The organism is Microbacterium sp. Beta, assembly GCF_005502545.1.
GTDB lineage: Bacteria > Actinomycetota > Actinomycetes > Actinomycetales > Microbacteriaceae > Microbacterium > Microbacterium oxydans.
This window is the reverse complement of sequence record NZ_SCOG01000006.1, coordinates 181,190-201,941: the sequence shown is the minus strand read 5'-3', so window position 1 is coordinate 201,941 and position 20,752 is coordinate 181,190. Positions and strand designations below refer to the sequence as shown.

Sequence of the window (20,752 nt, the reverse complement as noted above, 5' to 3'; positions counted from 1 at the left end):
CCCCACCCTCACCCCCGTGCCGTTCGACCCCGAGGTGCAGGCCGTGCTCGATGAGCTCGACAGGAACCCGCAGCCGGCGCTGACCCGCGACACCCTCCCGCGCGAGGGCACCGACCGCATGTTCCCCGACAACGACGCCGTGATCGCCGGACGTGCGATCGAGTGGGAGGACCGGATCATCCCCGGCCCCGCCGGCGCCCCTGACATCGAGATCACTGTGTTCCGTCCCGTCGGCACCGCGCACGAGGTGCTCCCCGGCTTCGTGAACATCCACGGTGGGGGCATGATCGTCGGACACCGCTCCTGGGAGACCGGCCGCGTGGTCGACATCGTCGCCGAGCACCACGTCGTCGCAGTGAACGTCGAGTACCGTCTCGCGCCGGAGGACCCTTTCCCGGCCGGAGTCGAAGACTGCTACGCCGCCTTCCTCTGGGTGCACGCCCACGCCGCCGACCTCGGGATCGACCCCGATCGCATCGTGGTCGGAGGCGGCAGCGCCGGTGGTGGCCTCACGGCGGCCGTCGCGCTGATGGCCCGCGACCGGCGCGGACCGGTCATGGCAGGGCAGCTGCTGCTGTGCCCGATGATCGACAACACGAACACCAGTGTCGCGAGCCGCCAGTACGACGGCATCGGCACCTGGCAGCGGGAGATGAACCTGCTCGCCTGGTCGTGCGTGCTCGGCGACGACCTCGCCTTCAGCCCGGAAGCCCCGGCGTACGCCGCTCCGAGCCGTGCGACCGACCTCGCCTCCCTCCCACCCGCCTTCATCGAGGTCGGCGAGGCGGAGGCCTTCCGCGACGAGGACACCGAGTACGCCCTGCGCATCTGGGCCACCGGCGGTCAGGCGGAGTTGCACGTGTGGGGCGGTGGCGCGCACGGCTTCGACATGTACATGCCGGATGCCGAGATCTCGCGCGCGGCCCTCGCCACCCGCGCCTCCTGGCTGCGCCGGATCTGGCTGGAAGCCCGATGACCGCCCCCGCGCCGGTGCCGTACGACCCCGCGCTCGTCCCGGGGCTGACCGCGTTCGTCGACCTCGTCGAGGTGATCCCGCTGCGCGCCGAGATGATCCACGCCAACCGCGACCACTTCGCGACCATCATCCCGCCCATGGCGACACAGGCCGCCGGGCGGGCGGTCACCTGGGAGGACCGGACCATCCCGGGCCCCGACGGCGCACCCGACATCGAGGTCACGATCGTCCGCCCGACCGCACCCGCGTATGCACCGGCGCCGGCCGTGCTGTCGATCCACGGCGGCGGCATGGTCCTCGGCACCCGGTTCTTCGGCACGGGCGAGCTCATCGACCTCGCGGAACGCCACGGCGTGATCGGCGTCGCCGTCGAGTACCGCCTCGCCCCCGAGCATCCCGGTCCCGCACAGGCGGAGGACTGCTACGCGGCATTGGAGTGGATGGCCGCGCACGCCGACGAACTCGGCATCGACCCGGACCGCATCATCGCCTCCGGCATGAGCGCGGGCGGCGGGCTCTCCGCTGCCGTCGCCCTGATGACACGCGACCGCGGCGGCCCACGCCTGGCAGGACAGCTGCTCGGCTGCCCGATGCTCGACGACCGCAACGACACCGTCTCCAATCGCCAGTATGACGGGTTCGGCGCCTGGGATCGCCACAACAACGACACGGCCTGGAACGCCATCACCGGATCCGACCGCGGCACGGACCGGGTCTCCCCGTACACCTCGCCCGCGCGCGCCGACGACCTGTCCGGCCTCGCGCCCGCGTTCATCGAGGTCGGAGCGGCCGAGACGTTCCGAGACGAGGCGGTCGACTACGCCCTGCGCATCTGGGCGACGGGAGGCCGCGCGGAGCTGCACGTCTGGGCCGGCGGCTATCACGGGTTCTCCGGCTTCTCCCCCGAAGCGGAGGTCTCACGGGCGGCCGTCGCCGCTCGCGACAGCTGGCTGCGGCGCACCCTGCGCCTGGACGGATGAGCATCACCTCGTCCGGACCGACCCCGCGCCCGCGGATGGGAACGCTGCGGGCCATGCTCGTGCTCGGCATGCTGGAGGCGTTCGGTCCGCTGTCGATGGATCTGTATCTGCCCCAGCTGCCGCAGCTCGCCGCGTCCCTCGACACCACCGGGGCGCTCGCTCAGGCGACGATGTCGGCGTGCATGATCGGCCTCGGCCTCGGCCAGCTCGTCGCCGGGCCGCTCAGCGATCGTCTCGGCAGGAGGCTCCCGCTCATGGTGGGCGTCTCGACCTTCGCCGTGCTCTCCCTCCTGTGTGCTCTCGCCCCGACGATCGAGGTCCTGCTGGTGGTCCGCTTCCTGCAGGGTCTCGCGGGGTCGGCCGGCATCGTGATCTGCCTCGCGATCGCCCGCGACCAGTTCGAGGGCGTCGAGCTGTCGCGCATGCTGTCGCTGTTGTTCCTGGTCTCGGGCACCGCGCCGATCGTCGCACCCGTGGTCGGCGGTCAACTCGCACTGATCATGGATTGGCGAGGCATCTTCGGCGTGCTCAGCGCGGTGGGTGTCGTGCTGCTCCTGGTCGTCGTGCTCGCCCTGCCGGAGACCCTGCCTGCCACCGCCCGTCACGGCGGAGGTCTGCGCACGCTCGGACTCCATGCCGGGGCCGTCGTCCGCGATCGTCTGTTCGTGGCCGTGCTGTGCGCCGCAGCAGGAGGCGGTGTCGCCTTCTTCACCTACCTGTCGATGTCGTCGTTCGTGCTGCAGGACGAATTCGGCCTGAGCCCGCAGTCGTTCAGCCTCGCTTTCGCGGCCGGAGCGCTGGCCAGCATCGCCGGCAGCCAGCTCAGCCGTCTCGTGGTCGGCAGATGGGGCCCGCTGCGCGTGTACCTCGGCGGCATCTCGGCCACGCTGGTCGCGACGACCGCATTCCTGGCGCTCGCCCTCTCCGGTGTCGGCGTCACGGGCATCGTCGCCGCGTTGATCGGCTTCATGCTGTGCTCGGGGCTGGGTGGCCCCAACGGGCAGACCCTCGCGCTCGCCCACCACGGAGCACGAGCGGGCACCGCCTCTGCCCTGCTCGGCATGTCGACGTTCCTGTTCGGCCCCGTGCTCGCGCCGATCGCCGCGGGAGTCGGCGGCACGAACGCGGTCACGATGGCGGTGACGATGACCGTGGCTGCGGCCGTCGCCGCGGTCGCCGCGTGGGCGTTCGTGCGCCCGGCCGCGGTCGTCTGAGAGCTCCGCTCAGAATCCGAGGCACATGACAGCGACGCCGGCAGCCATCGCCCACGACTCGACGGTGAGCAGACGCGCCGTGCGACCTCGATGCACGGGAGCGACGAACCACTCCGCGACGACCGTCCACAGCACGACCCCGACGACTCCGACCAGCACGAGCACCGACAGCACTCCCGACAGCCCGTGCCCGCCGTGACCGGACGACACGGATGCCGAGGCGCCTCCTCCGACCGGATCTGCCGCCACCGCTCCGTCGAACGCGCACATCGCCATCACCAGGGAGACCAGCGCTCGATGACAGCAGCTCGCCGCCGCCGCCGTGCCGCGCACCCCCATCGTGCCCACCATGGCCGAGACCAGCAGCACGGCACCCAGGACGAGCCCGACCAGCGGGTTGCGGCCGTCGGTCGCCGCAAGCGCGAGCATGGCTGCAGCCATGATGAGCGATGCCTGCCGCCCCTGCCAGGGCACGGCGCGCCAGAGCGCCGCTGTAGCGGCGGCCGAGACGATCGCCGCCGCGGCCATCAGCCACGGTGCTGCGGGGAGGAGGTGATCCACAGCCGCAGTATATTGATCAATCGCTCAATAACGCTAGACCGCAATGCCGCAGGTCTCGACGCCATGCGCCAGGATGGAGTCATGCCCCGCATCGTCGACCACGATGAGCGCCGCAGGCAGATCGCCGAGGCGCTGCTCGCCGTCGCCGCTCGCGACGGACACGAGAGCGTGTCATCGCGGGCGGTCGCAAAGGAGCTGGGCGTCGCGACGGGTGCACTCTGGCACTACTTCGACGGCTTCGACGAGGTCGTGCGCGCAGCCGCGACCGAGGTGACCCGGCGCACCGAGGAGCGCATCGCCGCGGCCACGGCAGGACTTCGCGGCCTCCCCCGCCTCCACGCACTCATGCGCGAGGTGCTCCCGATCGATGAGCGCACCCGCACCGAGGCGCACGTCGTGGTCGGATTCTGGGGGCGCCTCGCAGCACTCGCCCCCGCGCCGGACGCGGCGGTACCCACCCTCGCCACCTGGCAGGAGAGCACCCGGCTCGCGCTGCGCGAGGCGGTCGAGGACGGCGAGCTGCGCACCGACACCCCGACCGAGACGATCGTGACGCTGCTGCGCTCCATCACCTACGGGCAGCAGATCGTCGAGGTCACGGAGCCGCAGTCCGCCGCCGCGCACCTCGCCGTGCTCGACGCCGCGCTCGCCCCCTGGCGCGCCTGAGACCCCCTCCGCACGCCTCGTCGGTAAGACGCCCCGTTGCGAAGGACGGGCTGTCGGCCCTATCATCGTGCCAACCCGTTTATTGAGCAGTCGCTCGAAAATAGTGAGGTCGATGATGTCCCACCATGCTCCGCAGCCCGTGTCGATCGGGAAGATCGCCGCTCCGCACCCGCACGATCCCCTCACCGGAACCGAGATCGCCGCCGCCCGTGAGGTGCTCGACGCCGCTGGTCTGATGACGGCGACCACCCGCGTGCCGATGCTGCTCCCCGACGAGCCCACCAAGGACGAGCTCGCGACGTGGACCGCCGGATCCCCCGTCGACCGCCGCGTCGACGTGACACTGCTCGACATCGCCACCGGGATCGCCACGGAGGTCGTGGTCTCGATCACCCGTCGTGAGGTGCTGCGCACGCACCGGGTGCCGAACGACGCCCCGCCCTACGGACAGCCGCAGTATCTGTTCGAGGAGTACGAGCGCGCGGAGAGCATCGCGAAGGCCTCGCCGGAATGGCAGGCCGCGATGAAGCGTCGGGGGCTCGAGGAGCACATGGCTCTCGCCTTCTGCGGCCCCCTCGCTCCCGGATACACCGGGCGTGCCGACGAGGTGGGCCGCCGGGTGATCCGCTCGCTGACGTTCCTCAAGTACGACGAGCACGACTCCCCGTGGGCGCACCCGGTCGAAGGTCTCATCGTGCACATCGACCTCACCTCGAACAGCGTGATCCGCGTCGAGGACCACGGCGACGTGCCCGTGCCGGCCGGACACGGCAACTACTACCCCGAAGTGCAGGGCGAGGCGCGCACCACTCTGAAGCCCATCGAGATCACCCAGCCGGAGGGGCCCAGCTTCTCCGTCACCGGGTCGCTCGTGGAGTGGGAGGGCTGGTCGATGCGCGTCGACTTCAACGCCCGCGAGGGACTCGTGCTGCACGACGTCACGTTCCAGGGACGATCCGTGCTGAGCAGGGCGAGCGTTCCGGAGATGGTGGTCCCCTACGGCGACACCGCTCCCGGACGCTTCTGGATCAGCTACTTCGACGCCGGCGAATACCTGCTCGGCAAGAACGCCAACCACCTCGAGCTCGGCTGCGACTGCCTCGGTGTGATCCGGTACGTCGACGGCTACGTCGCCGACGACCACGGCCACCCGGTACGGATCCCGAACGTGATCTGCATGCACGAGGAGGATTACGGCATCCTCTGGAAGCACACCGACCTCGCCGGTCGCTCCGACGTGCGCCGCTCCCGTCGGTTCGTGGTGTCGTACTTCTCCACGATCGGCAACTACGACTACGGCTTCTACTGGAACTTCGGCCTCGACGGCTCGATCGAGGTCGTCGCCAAAGCCACGGGCATCGTGTTCGCCGGTGCGGGTGAACCCGGCGTGCGGCAGAGGCATGCGACCGAACTCGCGCCCGGCGTGTTCGCCCCGGTCCACCAGCACCTGTTCTGCGCGCGCCTCGACGTCGCGATCGACGGCGAGGACAACCGGCTCGTCGAGGTGGATGCCCAGCGCATCCCGATGGGCGAGGACAACCCCTTCGGCAACGCCTTCACATGGTCGGAGACACCGCTGCGCACAGAGTCGGAGGCGCAGCGCGACGCGGACTCCTCTGTGGCGCGGGTCTGGGAGGTGCAGAGCGCCTCGCGGACGAACCACGTCGGCCGACCCACGGCGTACCACCTGATCCCGGAGCCGACCGCGCTGCTGATGGCCGACCCGGAGTCCTCCGTCGCCGCGCGCGCCGCCTTCGCGACGAAGCACCTGTGGGCGACGCGCTTCGAGCCGGGGCAGATCTGGCCGGCCGGTCGCTACCCGAACGCCCATCAGGGCGGCTCCGGACTGCCGGAGTACGCCGCCGCGGACCGTGACATCGACGGACAGGACATCGTGCTCTGGCACACCTTCGGCCTGACGCACTTCCCCCGCCCCGAGGACTGGCCCATCATGCCCGTCGACTACGCTGGCTTCTGGTTCAAGCCCGCAGGGTTCCTCGATCAGAACCCGGCCATGGACGTGCCGGAGTCCTCGCAGGCGCACGGAGGTGCGGCATCGGCCTGCTGCGGCGGAGGGTCTTGCACCTGCGGGCACTGATCCTGCGCCTGCGGAGCCGAGCCTGCAGGGCACCGGCACCGGCACCGGCACCGGCACAGGTACCGGCACAGGCACCGGGCCCGCAGGTCGCGGGCCCGGCGTCAGTCAGTACTGCGCCGAGAAGGCCCCGTCGGACTTCAGCAGCTGCCCCGAGATCCAGCGACCCTCGTCGGACACCAGGAACTCCACCACGGCCGCCACATCCGCGGGCCGGCCGAGGCGTCCGAGCGGGGTCATCCCGGCCAGGCCCGTGCGCGTCTCGTCGTCCATCCAGCCGGTGTCGACGGGTCCGGGGTTCAGCACGTTCGCGGAGATCCCCCGGGGGCCGAGCTCGCGCGCCGCGGAGATGACGAGGCGGTCGAGCGCCCCCTTCGACGCGCCGTAGGGGAGGTTGCCGGTCACGTGGTCGCTGGTCAACGCCAGGACCACTCCCCCGTCGTCGCCGACCTGACGGGCGAAGGCCGCGATCAGCAGCAGGGTCGCTCGCGCGTTCACGGCGACGTGCAGATCGAAGCTCTCCGCTGTGGTGTCGAGCACTCCTGACTCCACATCGTGCGCGTGACTCAGGATGAGGGCGGTGATCGGTCCATGAGCCGCCGTTACCTCCGCGATCAGCGCTTCGGGCCCCTCGACCGTGGAGAGGTCGGCGGGGTGGTCGGCATCGCGCAGGTCGCTGGTGACGACGGTCCAGCCGGCGGCGCGCAGTCGGGGGACGATTCCGGCGGCGATGCTGTCGGCGCGCGCAGCGCCGGTGATCAGAGCGAGGGGCATCCGCATACCGTATCGGACGCGCGGGAAGCGCGCCGATCAGGCGAGCGCGGTGATGGCGTCGCGAAGGATCCCGTCGGCCTCGTCGAGAGCGGATGCCGCATCCTCGGCGGTCGCATCGGCGGCGAGCATCAGCAGCGCGAGCTTGACCGAGCCGTCCGCCGCCTGCAGCGCCGTGGCCGCCCCCTCGGTGTCGACGCCGGACAGCTGCGACACCGTGCGGATCGAACGGGCGTGCAGCTTCTCGTTCGTGGCCAGCAGATCGACCATCACGCCGCGATACGTCTTGCCGAGGTTGATCATCGACAGCGTCGTGAGCATGTTCACGACGAGCTTCTGCGCCGTCCCGGACTTCAGCCGCGTGGACCCGGAGATGAACTCGGGTCCGGTGACGACCTCGATCGCGACCTCGGCCGCGGCCCCGATCTCGGAGTCGGCGTTCGACGCTATCGCCACCGTGAACGCGCCGATGCCGCGCGCATACGTCAGGCCGCCGACGACGTATGGAGTACGGCCGGAGGCCGAGATGCCCACCACCGTGTCGCGCTCGGTGAGTCCGAGCTCGCGCAGCGACGCCTCGGCGGCCGCGTCGTCGTCTTCGGCGTTCTCGACGGCGGAGCGGATGGCCGTCTCACCACCCGCGATCAGACCGACCACCATCGAGGGATCCGTGCCGAACGTCGGCGGGCACTCGCTCGCGTCGAGCACGCCGATGCGGCCCGCGGTGCCCGCTCCGATGTAGATGAGGCGTCCGCCGCGACGGAACCGCTCGGTGATGCCGTCGACGGCAGTCGCGATCTCCTCCGCGCGCTCGGCGACGGCTTCCGGCACCCGGCGGTCCTCCGCGTTCATCCGTCGCACGAGCTCGGCCGTGCCGAGCAGGTCGAGGTCGCCCCGCTCCGTCGTCGAGGCCTCGGTGTCGAGGCGCTCCAGCACGGAGAGGAGGGCGGTCAGGCGGGAGTCGTCATTCGGCACGGTGGACGAACCTTTCATGGGGGAGGTCGGTGCGGCGCGCGAGAAGCAGCGCCCCGTCGAGGGCGTCGCCGCGCGCGGGCACGACCCGACGCTCGGCTGCCTGCAGGGACGACGTGAGCTGCGGGCGGAACCAGACGTGGTCGGTCAGACCGCCGTGGATGACGGTGTCGGCGGTGAGCGCGGAAGCGGCGGTGGCCGTCGCCGTGAGCAGACGGACGCCCTCGTCGACGATCGCGGAGGCAGCCGCATCGCCGTTCTGCGCGGCATCGAGCACGAGGGGCGCGAGCGTCGCGAGGCGCCGCGGAAGGGGCTCGCCGCCCGCCAGCCACGCCTGGATGTCGGCGACGTCACCGACCGGATCGGCGATCGCCGCGGTGAGGACCGTGCTCGGCCCCAGCGAGTCGTTCGCGCGCAGTACGGCGCGCAGCGCTTCCCGTCCGAGCCACGAGCCGCTGCCGAGGTCGCCGAGCTCAGGGCCCCAGCCGTCGACGAGGCGCGCGCCGTCGGCGTCGATGCCCAACGCGGCCGCCCCGGTCCCGGCGATGAGGAGCACGCCGGCGCCGCCGTCGAGGGCTCCCGCATGAGCGGTGACCACGTCGGACGCGACAGTGGTCTGCGCTCCGGTCGCCGCGGCGAGCGATGAGGCCAGATCCCGCGCAGCATCGGGTGCGAGCCATGCGCCGGCCGCACCCACCCCGACCAGCTCCAGACCCTCTTCTGCCGTCAGGAGCGGGAGGATGGCCTCGAGCGCGCTCTTCACCCCGCCCGCTGCGGCGAGTCCGGGCGCTCCGACGCCGTCACGCTCGACCCGTCGGTCGGGACCGGTGACGAGGACGCGGCACCGCGACTTGCCGAGGTCGACGGATGCCGTCACGCGTGCGTCCATGGGCCCTCCTCGGATCGGCGAAAAAGTCTGTGAAAAGAGCCTACATCGGAAGTAGACTCGGCAAAAAGAATTTACACCGCGCACCTCACACCTCGCACCTCGCACTCACCACGACGGAGGACGGCATGAGCATCCAGTCGACGATCGAGGCGGCAGCATCCACGCTGACCCCTTCCCTCGCCCGCATCGCCCTCGTCGTGCGTGAGAACCCCTCCGTCGTGATCGACAGCACCATCAACGAACTCGCGGCGGAGTGCGGCACCTCCGTCGCGTCGGTCGTGCGCTTCTGCCGGGCGATCGGCTTCAGCGGGTACGCCCCGCTGCGCATGGCCCTGGCCTCCGAACTCGGCAAGGAGGCCGCCCAGTTCTCGGCACGGGGCGCCTACGGGTCGGAGATCTCGGAGTCGGACACTCTGCAGGAGGCGGTGTCGAAGGTCGCATCACTCGAACTGCTGGCGATCGAGGAGACCGTCGCGCGGCTCGACTTCGAGGTGCTCGAGGCTGCCGTCGACGCGATCGACCGCGGGGAGCGCATACTCCTCTACGGCCTCGGTGCCAGCCGCTTCGTGGCCGAGGACCTCAGCCACAAGCTGCTCCGTGTCGGACGCAACGCCCACATGCCCGCCGACCCCCACGAGGCCGTCGCCGTGTCGGCGCTGCCCACCGCGGGCACGGTCGCCATCGGCTTCTCGCACTCGGGTTCGACCCTCGAGACCGTGCGGTTCCTGGAGACCGCGCGTGCGAGCGGCGCGACCACGATCGCGGTCACCTCCGCCAAGGACTCTCCGCTCGCCCGCGCGGCCGACCATGCGCTGTTCACCGAGGTGCGCGAGTCGAGCTTCCGCGCGGGGGCGATGGTGAGTCGCATCGCCCAGCTCACCCTCGTGGACTGCCTGTTCCTCGGCGTCGCCAAGCGCCGCTACGCCGAGACGGTCGACGCGCTGCAGCGCACCGGCCAGGCGACCCGAGAGCTTCGCGGCTGAGCGATCTCACCCGAGTGCCGCCGCCGTCGGAATGTCGGTGGCCCATGATGGACTGAGTCCATGAACGCACTGCTCGACGCGACGGACACCCAGATGGCGATGCTCGCCGATCTGGTCGTGTCGCTCGAAGCGGCGGAGGCCACGCTGAGCAGCATGCACGCCGCTCGCGACGGCATGCTGGCGATGGCAGGGCGCCTCGCCGTCGACATCGCCCGCGCCGCGGAGCACCCCGACCGGGGAGACATGGCAATCCGCGCCGTGGCCGCCGAGATCGGGGCCGCACAGCGCGTGAGCGACCGCACGGTGGAACGGCGGATGGCCGACGCCTCCTGGCTGGTCGAACGCTTCCCGGCCGTGTGGTGGGCCCAGGGCGAGGGGCGCATCAGCGCGGCGCATTCGCGCGTCATCGTCGATGCGGGCGCGCACCTCGAGCACGCGGCGGATCGACAGGCGTTCGCTGACGAGGCGGTGGAACTGGCCGCGGGCGAATCCCCCAACCGGCTGCGCAGGCTGGCCCGCCGGCTCGCGGAGCGGTTCCAGGAGCGCACGCTCACCGAGAGGCACCTCGATGCGCGGGAGAAGCGTCGGGTCTGGGTGCGCGACCTCGATGACGGCATGGCCGAGCTCGGCGTCCAGGCTCCCGCCGTGCTCGTGCACGGTATGTTCGATCGGCTCTCGCAGATGGCTCATGCGGTGAAGCAGCAGAGCGCCGTTGTTGATCAAGGCACCGCTGATGAACGCACCGCTGATGAAGGCACCGCTGATGTGAGCACCGCTGATGTGAGCACCACCGAGGAGCACGACCGCGAGGCGCGTACGGTCGATCAGTTGCGCACTGACCTGCTGACCGACCTCGTGCTGACCGGAACGCCCACCGGACACGACACCGCCGACGGCCTGCTCGGAGAGATCGAGGCCCGCGTCGAGGTCACGGTTCCGGTGATGACGCTGATGGGCCGCGACGATGCCACACGACAGGGGCTCCCGTTCGTGCCCGGTTCCGTGCCGCCGCGAGCAGGTTCCGTGCCGCCGCCGGCCGAGCTCGACGGTGTGCCGCCGCCGGCCGAGCTCGACGGTGTGGTTCCGATCGACACGGCGACTGCTCGAGCACTCGCCGGTCTCGCCTCCGGGTGGGATCGGGTGCTCACGCATCCGATCTCCGGCGAGATGCTCGCGGTGGATCGCTACCGACCGAACGCGCGGCTGCGACGACACCTTCGAGCGCGAGATCAACGCTGCCGGTTCCCCGGGTGCGGGATCGTCGCCCGAAAGTGCGACCTCGACCACAATCATGCGGCCGCGAGCGGCGGTGCCACCTGCGAATCGAACCTCTCCGCGTTCTGCCGACGACATCACATGCTCAAACACCATTCCCCCTGGAATGTCGAGCAGCGCCACGGTGGCGTCTTGGAATGGACGAGCCCGACCGGGCGCGAGTACATCGACCGCCCACCGCCCCAGAACACGGTGGTGTTCACCGACGAGTCACCGCCAGACGAGCCGGCACCGGACGAGCCACCGCCAGACACAGTTCGCCCGCGCTTCTGAGACACCTCGCAGGAGCACGCCTCTGGAGCACGCCTCAGGAGCACGCTTCTGATCAGAATGCCGACCTGAACGGACTGCCGCGTTCCCAATCGGCCCGTGACAAGTGGAACCGCAGGTACCGCGAATCGGCGCCGAGAAAGCTCTCCGAAGTGCCGTGGCCCGTTTCCGTCATCCCGATCCGGCGAAGCACGCGGACGGAACCGATGTTCGCCTCCACCGCCTCAGCCCAGATCGACGACAGTCCCAGCTGCGTGAATCCGTGATCGAGGCCGGCGAGGGCGGCCGCCGTACCCCATCCGTGTCTCCACCGACGAGAGGGCCCGATCAGGAACCCGAGTTCTCGAGGTCCTCCCTCCGCATCGTGCAGGCCATCCGTGTCGTGAAGGTCGACATGACCGATCAGCTCGCCCACCTCGTCTACGGCCGCGAGCCGCACCAGGCGGGGGTCGGGGTGTTCGATGATCTCGCGCCACCACGAGGCGACTCGATCGACCGTCATGTCCTGGCTCCACCCCGCGTGTGCGCGGAACACCGGATCCTCGGCCCACGACGCGAACGTCTCCGCATCGGCGGGGATCATCGGACGCAGAGCGAGCTTCACACCTTCACCGTAATCATCGGAGCCACCCGACGCGAGTACCCTCGAAACGCGAACGAGCCGCCCGGACCCGAGGGTCCGGACGGCTCGTGTTCCGCGACGACGAGCGTCGCGGAGCGATGTGTCTTACTGGTACGACTTCACGATCTCGAGGAGGCTCGGGACGTTGGCGTAGGCCTCTGCCGCGTTCTCCTTGGTGACGATGATCGGGTCGAGCAGGTAGGCCGGAACGACCTTCACGCCGTTGTCGTACTGCTCGGTGTCGTTGACGTCGACCTCTTCGCCCTTCTGGAGCTGGCCGACCATCTTGATCGACTGCTCGACGAGGAGCGTGGTGTCCTTGTTGATCGTGGAGTACTGGACGCCCTCCATGATCGACTTCACCGACTCGACCTCGGAGTCCTGACCCGTGACCACCGGGACCGGCTTGCCCGCACCCTGCACCGAGGTGATGATGGCGCGAGCGAGGGTGTCGTTCGGGGACAGGACGCCGTCGAGCGTCTCGGAGCTGTACGTCGACGTCAGGAGCGAGTCCATGCGGCGCTGAGCGTTCTCCGCCTTCCAGCCCTCGGTCGCCGTCTGGGCGATCTCGGTCTGACCGGAGACGACCTTCAGCGTGCCGTCATCGATCTTCGGCTGCAGCACGTCCATCGCACCGTTGAAGAACACGGCCGAGTTCGCGTCATCGGGCGAGCCCGAGAACAGCTCGATGTTGTACGGAGCCTCGTGACCCGCGCGCTCGGCGAGCCCGTCGAGCAGAGCCTGACCCTGCAGCTGACCGACCTTGAAGTTGTCGAACGCCACGTAGTAGTCGACGGCTTCGGTGTTCTCGATCAGACGGTCGTACGCGATGACCGTGACGCCGGCGTCACGGGCGGCCTCGACCTGGGTGGCGAGCTGCTTGCCGTCCTTCGCGCCGATGATGATGACCTTGGCGCCACCGGTGACCATCGCCTGGATCTGGTTCTGCTGCTCGGCGACCGTGTTGCTGGCCGGTGCGTACTGTACGTCCGGCTTGAATCCGGCCTTCTTCAGGCCGTCGGTGAACAGCTGACCGGCGAGAACCCAGTTCTCCGAGGTCTTGTCCGGAAGGGCGACACCGATCGTGGCGTCGGCGGCGAAGCCCTTGGCGGTCTCCTCCCCCGCTCCCGATCCGGTGCCACCGCGCTCCGAGGAGCAGCCGGTGAGGGCGAAGGCGCCCGCGACGACAAGCGCTGTCGCCGACAGAAGAATCTTCTTCATGTGATCTCTTTCTCTGGTGTGTGAAGGTCCAGGTGCGCGTGCGGTACGCGCCTGGGCCCCTACTATCCGCGCGTCTCTTCGACGGCGGGGGCTTCGTACTTCTGGCTGGTGGGGTAATTCGTCTTGGTCGGATCGAACGTGTCGGTCGCCGGGTCCTGCTTGCGGCCGAATCGACGCGTGAGGAATCCGATGATCGACGGGCGGCCCTGCTGCTTGTTCCAGACGTCGACACCGACGGCGAACAGCAGCACGAGGCCCTTGATCATCGACACCACGTCGGCACCGGCGCCCAGGAGGGCGAGACCGTTGTTGAGGAAGGCCATCACGAGACCACCGATGATCGAGCCGATCACGGTTCCGATCCCGCCGGAGACGGCCGCGCCACCGATGAAGACCGAGGCGATCGCATCCAGCTCCCAGCCGTTGCCGTCCTGGGGACCGGAGGCGGTCGCCCTGGCGACGTAGATCATGCCGGCCAGCGACGCCAGCACCGACATGTTCATCATCACGAAGAAGTCGACCCAGCGGTCCTTCACACCCGACAGGCGCGCAGCCTGCCGGTTGCCGCCGACCGCGTAGATGTGGCGACCGAAGACGGTGTTGTTCGTGATGAACGAGTAGAGGATGACCAGGGCGAGCAGGATGATGCCGGAGATCGGGAAGCTGGTGCCCTCGCGCCCGGTGGCGAACAGCCAGCCCGCGATCAGGATCACGGCGGAGATCAGCACGACCTTGGTGACGCTCACCCACGCCGGCGCCATGTCGGCACCCATCTTGCGCTGGATGCGACGCGTGCGGAACTCCCAGAACACGATCCAGGCCACCCCGAGAAGGGCGAGGAGCATCGTGAACACGTTGAACGGCACCGGGATGAACGGCAGCTCGGGCAGGTAGCCGGCACCGATCACCTTGAAGCCCTGCGGCACCGGCACGGACTGCGAGTCGCCGACCCACTGGTTCGCGCCTCGGAAGAACAACATGCCCGCCAGCGTCACGATGAACGCCGGCACCCCGACGTAGGCGACCCAGAACCCCTGCCAGGCACCGACGAGCACGCCGACACCGAGACCGAGCAGGATGCCCAGCGGCCAGGGGAGGTTCCAGTCGGCCATGGCCTTGGCCACGACGATGCCCGTGAACGCGGCGACGGATCCGACGGAGAGGTCGATATGACCCATGATGATGACCATCACCATGCCGATGGCCAGGATCAGGATGTACGAGTACTGGTTGACGACGTTGATCAGGTTGCCGGAGGACAGCGTCAGGCCGGTGCCCTTGAAGATCCACGTCAGCACCTGGAAGACGACCAGGATCACGACGAGGCTGCCGAGGATGCCGAACTGACGGAGGGTCGACTGCCCTCCCCCGAACATCTTCGTGATGTCCTTGAAGTGGAAGCCGCGCTTCGTTGCGGTGGTGTCGGTGGTCATGCGGATGCTTTCTGGTTCGTGGAGGTCATGCTGCGCATGAGGTCCTCGGGTGTCGCCTGATCGGCCGGGATGCAGTCGGTGACCCGACCCTCGAAGACGGTGTAGATGCGGTCGGAGATGCCGAGGAGTTCGGGAAGCTCGCTGGAGATGACGATGACACCCTTGCCCTGGGCGGCGAGCTCGTTGATGATCGCGTAGATCTCGTACTTCGCGCCCACGTCGATGCCGCGGGTCGGCTCGTCGAGGATCAGCAGGTCGGGATCGGTGAACATCCACTTGGCCAGCACGACCTTCTGCTGGTTTCCACCGGAGAGCTTGCCGACGCCCTCTTCGACCGACGGCGTCTTGATGCGCAGCGCCTTGCGGTAGCGCTCAGCCACCGAGAACTCCTCACGGGAGTCGACGACGCCGTTGTGGGCGATCTTGGAGAGCTTCGCCGCGACGATGGACCGCTTGATCGTGTCGAGCAGGTTGAGTCCGAGCACCTTGCGGTCTTCGCTGACGTACGCGAGCCCGTGCTTGATCGCCGAGGCGACGTCGTGCAGGGCGACCTCCTGGCCGTCCTTGATCAGGGTTCCGGAGAGGAAGGTGCCGTACGAGCGCCCGAAGATGCTCATGGCGAACTCGGTGCGACCCGCTCCCATGAGACCGGCGATGCCGACGACCTCGCCGCGGCGCACGTTGATGTTCGAGCCCTTGACGACCATGCGCTCGGGCACGGTCGGGTGCTGCACCCACCAGTCCTTGACCTCGAAGAACACCTCGCCGATCTCGGGGGTGCGATCCGGGTAGCGGCTCTCGAGGGAACGACCGACCATGCCGCGGATGATGCGGTCCTCGTTGATCTCTCCGCGCGAGATGTCGAGCGTCTCGACCGTGCGGCCGTCGCGGATGATGGTGATCTCGTCGGCGATCTGCTCGATCTCGTTGAGCTTGTGGCTGATCATGATCGACGCGATGCCCTTGGCCTTCAGCCCGAGGATCAGGTCGAGCAGATGCTGCGAGTCGTTCTCGTTGAGCGCGGCGGTCGGCTCGTCGAGGATCAGGAGCTTGACGTCCTTGTTGAGCGCCTTCGCGATCTCGATGAGCTGCTGCTTGCCGACGCCGAGGGTCTTGATCTGCACGTCGGGGTCTTCGCTCAGACCGACGCGGGCGAGGAGCTCGATGGCCCGCTCCTTCTGGGCCGTCCAGTCGATGCGGCCTCCGCGCTGGATCTCGTTGCCGAGGAAGATGTTCTCGGTGACCGAGAGCTCGGGGATGAGGGCGAGCTCCTGGTGGATGATCGCGATGCCCGCCTGCTCGCTGGCCGCGATGTCCCTGAACCGCTGCTCCTCTCCGTAGAGCAGGATCTCGCCGTCGTAGGTCCCGTAGGGGTACACCCCGGACAGGACCTTCATCAGGGTCGACTTCCCGGCGCCGTTCTCACCGCAGATCGCGTGGATCTCGCCGGCTCGGACGGTGATGGAGACGTCGGCCAACGCCTTGACCCCGGGGAACTCCTTGGTGATGCTGCGCATCTCCAGGATGGGGCCTGACACGGTAGGCAACGTTGCTGTGGTGCTCACGGATCTTCCTCGCGACGTGCGGTCACCTTCGATGTGACCGTTCACATCGCTATATCGTCGTCTTCGTCGGCACCGCTGTCAAGTCGGCATCGGCATTTCGAATCCGGACCGTGACACTGCCGAGATGCGCGCGATCGCAAGCCCCCGGGCGACAGCGCGGATCGAAAGGATTCGATCCGTTCGCGAGCCTTCGCGCAGCGCCGCAGGGAACGAGTCAGCGGGCGACGGCGGATTCGCGGGCGCGCAGGATCGTCTGCAACGGACCGAAGGCCGGCACCTGCTCGCCGCGGATCTCCGCGAGCAGGATCCGCACCGCCCGACGACCGAGCTCGGGGAAGTCCTGGTGCACGGTGCTCAACGTCGGAGCGACGTGTGCCGCGACGGGGATGTCGTCGAAGCCGATGACACTCACGTCGTGCGGCACCCGCACCCCCGAATCCCGGAACCCGTGCATCAGACCGATGGCCATCAGGTCGTTCGCGGCGAACACCGCCGTGAAGTCGCGTCGAAGCGAGAGCTCCTTGCCCGCGAAATACCCGAAGTCCGCCGTCCAGTCGCCACGGATGGGCGGAAACGTGGGCAGATCGGCCTCACGCAATCCGTCGAGATAGCCCCGCATGCGCGACTCGGCCTCGATCCAGTCCTGGGGACCGGCCAGGTGCAGGATGTCGCTGTGTCCGAGGGAGATGAGGTGCTCCGTTGCCGCCTTCGCACCGGCCACCTGGTCCGCCGACAGACTCACGCCGTCGGATCCGGACGCCGTCTGCAGCGTCACGAACGGCATGTCGACGGACATGCCGCGCAGGACATGGAAGACCCGCACCTGGGGGGCGAGCACCACGATCCCATCGGCTTGCTCCCGCGACAGCTGCCGCACCGCATGGCCGATCGCCTCCGGCGTCGTGTCGGCGAGGTTCAGCGTCGAGACCGAATAGCCCTCCTCCCGCGCCGCATCCTCGATGCCGGCGATGGACGAGGTGGGTCCGAACTCGCCGATCGTCGCGGACAGGATCCCCAGCATGTTCGACTTGCTGGTGACCAGAGCGCGCGCGGCGAGATTGGGCCGGTAGTCGAGGACCGAGATGGCGTCGAGCACCTTGGCCTTCGTCTCCGGCCGGATGCTCGGATGGTCGTTGAGCACGCGGGACACGGTCTGATGCGAGACACCGGCGAGGCGGGCGACGTCGCGGATACTCGGCAGGCGGGCGCGCTCGGAGGCGGTGGACATCACTTGCCTCCTTGCGTGTGCACGGTCACATCCCCAGTACATTATGTCTGTCGACGCCTTCCCGTGCACCTCCCCGTGGACCGGGGCACGCAGAACGGGTTGTACGGCGGCACCGGAACCACCACCCGGTTTCGTCGCACCGCACCGGATCGCCCCCGTCCCGCATGGCAGGGTGACAGCGTGGACACTCTGCTGCGCGGCGGGCGCGTCATCGACCCGAAGACGGAGACCGACCGGATCACCGACCTCCTCCTCGCCGACGGGCGCGTGGCCGCTCTCGGCGACGGACTCACGGTTCCGGCCGATGCCGAGGTGGTTGACGCCACCGGTCTCATCGTCGGGCCGGGGTTCGTCGACCTGCACAGCCACGTGCACTCCATCGCGGGACAGCGGCTGCAGGCGATGGACGGCGTCACCACGGCACTCGACCTCGAAGCCGGACTCCTGCCCATCGCCGAAGCCCTCGCCCGTGCCGCCACGGACGGCCGACCGCTGAACTACGGGTTCTCGGCCTCCTGGTCGCAGGCGCGGGCGTACGCGCACCTCGACCGGGTGCCCGTCGCCGACTTCACCGCGTCGATGGATCTGCTCGGCAAGCCGGAGTGGCAGCGCTCGTCCTCCCCCGCGGAGCGCCGCCGCTGGCTGGGGTTGTTGGAGGACGAGCTGGGGGCCGGTGCCCTCGGCATCGGCGTGCTCATGGGGTACGCGCCGCGCTCCGATCCGGACGAGTTCCTCGACCTCTCTCGCCTCGCCGCCGCCGCGCACGCTCCGACCTTCACGCATGTGCGAGAGCTGATCGAAGCCGACCCCCGCACTCCGATCGACGGCTCTGAGGAGCTCGTCCGCGCCGCCGCCGAGACGGGTGCCGCGATGCACCACTGCCATGTGAACAGCACCTCGCTGCGGCACGTGGACCGCGTGCTGGGGCTGATCGACCGCAGCCGCGCCGCCGGGTCCCGCGTCACGGTCGAGGCCTACCCCTACGGCGCGGGCAGCACCGCGATCGGCGCGTTCTTCCTCGCCCCCGAGAAGCTCCCGGGCCTGGGCATCACCCCGAGCTCGCTGGTGCTCGTGGACACCGGCGAGCGCATCGCCGACGAAGCCCGGCTGCGGGAGGTGCGGGCGACCGACCCCGGAGCGACCTGCATCGTGACGTTCCTCGACGAGGCCGATCCGTTCGACCGCGCGCACCTGCACCGCGCACTCGCCTACCCCGACGCGATCGTGGCGAGCGACGCGATGCCGGTCTCCTGGACGGGGATCGACGGCCGCACGCTGTACGAGCAGCGCGACTGGCCGCTCCCTCCCGGTGGGCACACGCATCCGCGCACCGCCGGCACGTTCGCCAAGTCGCTCCGGCTCATGGTGCTCGAGAGCGGCACGTGGAGCTGGCTCGACGCCTTCCGCCGCTGCTCCTTCCTGCCCGCCCGCGTGCTGGACGAGGTCTCGTCCGGGATGCGGAGCAAGGGGCACCTGACCGTCGGAGCGGATGCGGACGTGGTGGTGATCGACCCGACGACGCTGAGCGACAGGGCGACCTACGCCGATCCGACCCGACCGTCGCAGGGCGTACGGGAGCTGTTCGTGCACGGCACTCGCGTCGTGCACGAAGGAGAGCTCGTGACCGCTGCGCTTCCGGGGCGCGCCGTACGGGGGGATGCATCATGAGCACAGCACAGGGGACGAGCGCAGACCTGCAGGGGTTCCTCGATGAGACGGCCGCTGCCCTGAACGTGCCTGGTGCGGTCGTCGGGGTGATCGACGGGGACAGGGAGATCGTCTCGACGACCGGTGTCGCGGCGGTCGACACGGGCGCAGCCGTGACGGAGCGCACCCTGTTCCAGATCGGCTCCACCTCGAAGACCTTCAGCGGGACGGTCGCGATGCATCTGGTCGAGACCGGGGCCATCGACCTCGACACCCGCGTGGTCGAGGTGCTCCCCGGCCTCCGGCTCGCCGACGAGGAGGCGCTGGCTGAGCTGCGCATCCGGCATCTCCTCACCCACTCCGGCGGCTTCCTCGGCGATGCGGATGAGCGCCCCGGGTGGGACGACGATGCCCTCGCCCGCAACGTCGCGACCTTCGCCGAGCTCCCGCAGCTCTTCCCTCCCGGCACCATCGCTTCGTACAGCAACGCGGGAATCCGGCTGCTCGGCCGTGTGATCGAGCGGGTCACCGGCGAGACGTTCGAACGTGCCGTGCAGCGCGTCGTGTTCGATCCACTGGTCATGTCGGAGACGTTCTTCTTCCCCTGGGATGTGATCGCCCGCCCGCACGCGGTGGGTCACGTCCCCGACGGGTCAGGAGCGGCGACGACGTTCCCGCACTGGCCGCTGACCCGTGACATCGCACCGGAGGGCGGGATCGTGTCGTCCGTACGCGATCAGCTCGCATACGCCCGCTTCCAGATGCGCGGCGAGTCCTCGGGAACGACGCCGGTCAGCGACGCCACGCGACTCCTGATGCAGCAGCCCCACCTCGCGGCCGGCCCGCCCGTCGATGCGATCGGTCTGCCGTGGCTGCTCGGCCATCACGGTTCGGCGCGGGTCGTGATGCACGGAGGGAACATCGCCGACACGCAGCTCAGCGAGTTCGTCCTCGCCCCCGACGAAGACCTCGCGGTCACGGTCCTGACCAACAGCGGTGGCGGGAAAGCGCTGGGGACGGCCGTCGTCGACTGGTGCTTCCGCAACCTTCGCGGCATCGAGAAGGCGCCGGAGACGGTCGAGCTCGGCCCCGCGGACAGGCTCGACGACGTGGTGGGCATCTACGACGCCGGGCAGTGGCACTACGACGTGACCCGCGCGGGTGATGCTCTCGAGTTCGCGATGGTGCTGCGCGCGGACATCGCCGCGCTCGGCATCCCTCCGCGGCCGCCCCTGCGACTGCGTGTGCGTGCCGACGGCGCCCTGATCACGGATGCTGCCCAGCCCGTCGGTCGTCTCCTCGACGAGACGGAAGGCGGCCCCGAACTGCTCCATGTGGGCCTGCGCGCCGTGCGGCGGCGCTGACTCGGGGAACGTTCGTCCGG

At 69.4% G+C, this 20,752-nt stretch carries 18 protein-coding genes; 9 read left to right on the top strand and 9 right to left on the bottom strand.

Features of this window, described 5'->3' with window-relative positions; translation table 11 throughout:
- The 3 genes from FFS56_RS08855 to FFS56_RS08845 form a co-directional block, all read left to right on the top strand.
- Window positions 1-976, top strand: a 976-nt coding sequence (locus FFS56_RS08855) for an alpha/beta hydrolase (protein ID WP_249352964.1), incomplete at its 5' end; no start/stop codon positions are given.
- Window positions 973-1,956 (top strand): alpha/beta hydrolase, encoded by a 984-nt coding sequence (locus FFS56_RS08850; protein ID WP_127012439.1) that lies wholly within the window; start codon window positions 973-975, stop codon window positions 1,954-1,956. The genes FFS56_RS08855 and FFS56_RS08850, both read left to right, overlap by 4 nt.
- Window positions 1,953-3,170: a multidrug effflux MFS transporter gene (locus FFS56_RS08845; RefSeq protein ID WP_233437309.1), complete on the top strand. Its 1,218-nt coding sequence runs from the start codon at window positions 1,953-1,955 to the stop codon at window positions 3,168-3,170. The genes FFS56_RS08850 and FFS56_RS08845 overlap by 4 nt, the downstream gene beginning before the upstream one ends.
- 9 nt (window positions 3,171-3,179) lie before the next feature.
- Here the strand turns inward: FFS56_RS08845 and FFS56_RS08840 are convergent, their stop codons facing one another.
- Window positions 3,180-3,731, bottom strand: a complete 552-nt coding sequence (locus FFS56_RS08840; protein WP_127012440.1) for a hypothetical protein — start codon at window positions 3,729-3,731, stop codon at window positions 3,180-3,182.
- Between the two features lie 81 nt (window positions 3,732-3,812).
- Here FFS56_RS08840 and FFS56_RS08835 point away from each other — a divergent pair, with 81 nt between their 5' ends.
- Both FFS56_RS08835 and FFS56_RS08830 read left to right on the top strand, forming a co-directional pair.
- Window positions 3,813-4,397, top strand: coding sequence for a TetR/AcrR family transcriptional regulator (locus tag FFS56_RS08835; RefSeq protein WP_046749700.1), 585 nt, complete (start codon window positions 3,813-3,815; stop codon window positions 4,395-4,397).
- Window positions 4,398-4,509: 112 nt separating this feature from the next.
- Complete coding sequence (locus FFS56_RS08830) at window positions 4,510-6,495, top strand: primary-amine oxidase (protein WP_127012441.1); 1,986 nt, start codon at window positions 4,510-4,512, stop codon at window positions 6,493-6,495.
- Between the two features lie 105 nt (window positions 6,496-6,600).
- Here FFS56_RS08830 and FFS56_RS08825 read toward each other — a convergent pair whose 3' ends face one another.
- Genes FFS56_RS08825 through FFS56_RS08815 form a run of 3 tightly spaced genes read right to left on the bottom strand, consistent with a single transcriptional unit; the run spans window position 6,601 to window position 9,124 of the window.
- Window positions 6,601-7,266, bottom strand: coding sequence for an SDR family oxidoreductase (locus FFS56_RS08825; protein WP_127012442.1), 666 nt, complete (start codon window positions 7,264-7,266; stop codon window positions 6,601-6,603).
- 36 nt (window positions 7,267-7,302) lie between these two features.
- Window positions 7,303-8,238 (bottom strand): N-acetylmuramic acid 6-phosphate etherase, encoded by a 936-nt coding sequence (murQ, locus tag FFS56_RS08820; RefSeq protein ID WP_127012443.1) that lies wholly within the window; start codon window positions 8,236-8,238, stop codon window positions 7,303-7,305.
- Window positions 8,228-9,124: a BadF/BadG/BcrA/BcrD ATPase family protein gene (locus tag FFS56_RS08815; RefSeq protein WP_127012444.1), complete on the bottom strand. Its 897-nt coding sequence runs from the start codon at window positions 9,122-9,124 to the stop codon at window positions 8,228-8,230. Before FFS56_RS08815 ends, murQ begins: the two co-directional genes overlap by 11 nt.
- A gap of 125 nt (window positions 9,125-9,249) precedes the next feature.
- Between FFS56_RS08815 and FFS56_RS08810 the strand changes: the two genes are divergently transcribed.
- Together FFS56_RS08810 and FFS56_RS08805 are read left to right on the top strand one after the other, a co-directional pair.
- Entirely contained in the window at window positions 9,250-10,107 is an 858-nt protein-coding gene (locus FFS56_RS08810; protein ID WP_127012445.1) for a MurR/RpiR family transcriptional regulator, read from the top strand.
- A gap of 60 nt (window positions 10,108-10,167) precedes the next feature.
- Window positions 10,168-11,655, top strand: a complete 1,488-nt coding sequence (locus tag FFS56_RS08805) for an HNH endonuclease signature motif containing protein (protein ID WP_127012446.1) — start codon at window positions 10,168-10,170, stop codon at window positions 11,653-11,655.
- A gap of 52 nt (window positions 11,656-11,707) precedes the next feature.
- Here FFS56_RS08805 and FFS56_RS08800 read toward each other — a convergent pair whose 3' ends face one another.
- From FFS56_RS08800 to FFS56_RS08780, 5 genes are all read right to left on the bottom strand, one after another.
- The gene (locus FFS56_RS08800; RefSeq protein ID WP_127012447.1) at window positions 11,708-12,256 is read right to left on the bottom strand and encodes a GNAT family N-acetyltransferase; all 549 of its coding nucleotides are present in this window, start codon (window positions 12,254-12,256) and stop codon (window positions 11,708-11,710) included.
- A 123-nt stretch (window positions 12,257-12,379) separates the two neighbouring features.
- Window positions 12,380-13,495 carry a sugar-binding protein gene (locus FFS56_RS08795; protein WP_046749706.1) on the bottom strand — a complete coding sequence of 372 codons (1,116 nt, stop codon included), beginning with the start codon at window positions 13,493-13,495 and terminating at the stop codon, window positions 12,380-12,382.
- A gap of 62 nt (window positions 13,496-13,557) precedes the next feature.
- A complete protein-coding gene (mmsB, locus tag FFS56_RS08790; protein ID WP_058632413.1) occupies window positions 13,558-14,928 on the bottom strand; it encodes a multiple monosaccharide ABC transporter permease in 1,371 nt (456 codons plus the stop codon).
- Window positions 14,925-16,445, bottom strand: a complete 1,521-nt coding sequence (gene mmsA, locus FFS56_RS08785; RefSeq protein ID WP_227751071.1) for a multiple monosaccharide ABC transporter ATP-binding protein — start codon at window positions 16,443-16,445, stop codon at window positions 14,925-14,927. The genes mmsB and mmsA overlap by 4 nt, the downstream gene beginning before the upstream one ends.
- A gap of 262 nt (window positions 16,446-16,707) precedes the next feature.
- Window positions 16,708-17,721, bottom strand: a complete 1,014-nt coding sequence (locus tag FFS56_RS08780) for a LacI family DNA-binding transcriptional regulator (RefSeq protein ID WP_046749709.1) — start codon at window positions 17,719-17,721, stop codon at window positions 16,708-16,710.
- Window positions 17,722-17,901: 180 nt separating this feature from the next.
- Here FFS56_RS08780 and FFS56_RS08775 point away from each other — a divergent pair, with 180 nt between their 5' ends.
- Entirely contained in the window at window positions 17,902-19,389 is a 1,488-nt protein-coding gene (locus tag FFS56_RS08775; protein WP_127012448.1) for an amidohydrolase family protein, read from the top strand.
- Window positions 19,386-20,732, top strand: coding sequence for a serine hydrolase domain-containing protein (locus tag FFS56_RS08770; protein WP_127012449.1), 1,347 nt, complete (start codon window positions 19,386-19,388; stop codon window positions 20,730-20,732). Before FFS56_RS08775 ends, FFS56_RS08770 begins: the two co-directional genes overlap by 4 nt.
- Window positions 20,733-20,752: the final 20 nt, after the last annotated feature.

Bases quoted from the DNA above. Each gene is read 5' to 3' on its own strand.
- FFS56_RS08845 (WP_233437309.1), top strand. From the start codon at position 1,953: ATGAGCATCACCTCGTCCGGACCGACCCCGCGCCCGCGGATGGGAACG.
- FFS56_RS08770 (WP_127012449.1), top strand. From the start codon at position 19,386: ATGAGCACAGCACAGGGGACGAGCGCAGACCTGCAGGGGTTCCTCGAT.
- FFS56_RS08835 (WP_046749700.1), top strand. From the start codon at position 3,813: ATGCCCCGCATCGTCGACCACGATGAGCGCCGCAGGCAGATCGCCGAG.
- FFS56_RS08825 (WP_127012442.1), bottom strand. From the start codon at position 7,266: ATGCCCCTCGCTCTGATCACCGGCGCTGCGCGCGCCGACAGCATCGCC.
- FFS56_RS08780 (WP_046749709.1), bottom strand. From the start codon at position 17,721: ATGTCCACCGCCTCCGAGCGCGCCCGCCTGCCGAGTATCCGCGACGTC.
- mmsA (WP_227751071.1), bottom strand. From the start codon at position 16,445: ATGCGCAGCATCACCAAGGAGTTCCCCGGGGTCAAGGCGTTGGCCGAC.
- FFS56_RS08810 (WP_127012445.1), top strand. From the start codon at position 9,250: ATGAGCATCCAGTCGACGATCGAGGCGGCAGCATCCACGCTGACCCCT.
- FFS56_RS08795 (WP_046749706.1), bottom strand. From the start codon at position 13,495: ATGAAGAAGATTCTTCTGTCGGCGACAGCGCTTGTCGTCGCGGGCGCC.
- FFS56_RS08830 (WP_127012441.1), top strand. From the start codon at position 4,510: ATGATGTCCCACCATGCTCCGCAGCCCGTGTCGATCGGGAAGATCGCC.
- FFS56_RS08805 (WP_127012446.1), top strand. From the start codon at position 10,168: ATGAACGCACTGCTCGACGCGACGGACACCCAGATGGCGATGCTCGCC.
- FFS56_RS08850 (WP_127012439.1), top strand. From the start codon at position 973: ATGACCGCCCCCGCGCCGGTGCCGTACGACCCCGCGCTCGTCCCGGGG.
- FFS56_RS08815 (WP_127012444.1), bottom strand. From the start codon at position 9,124: ATGGACGCACGCGTGACGGCATCCGTCGACCTCGGCAAGTCGCGGTGC.
- mmsB (WP_058632413.1), bottom strand. From the start codon at position 14,928: ATGACCACCGACACCACCGCAACGAAGCGCGGCTTCCACTTCAAGGAC.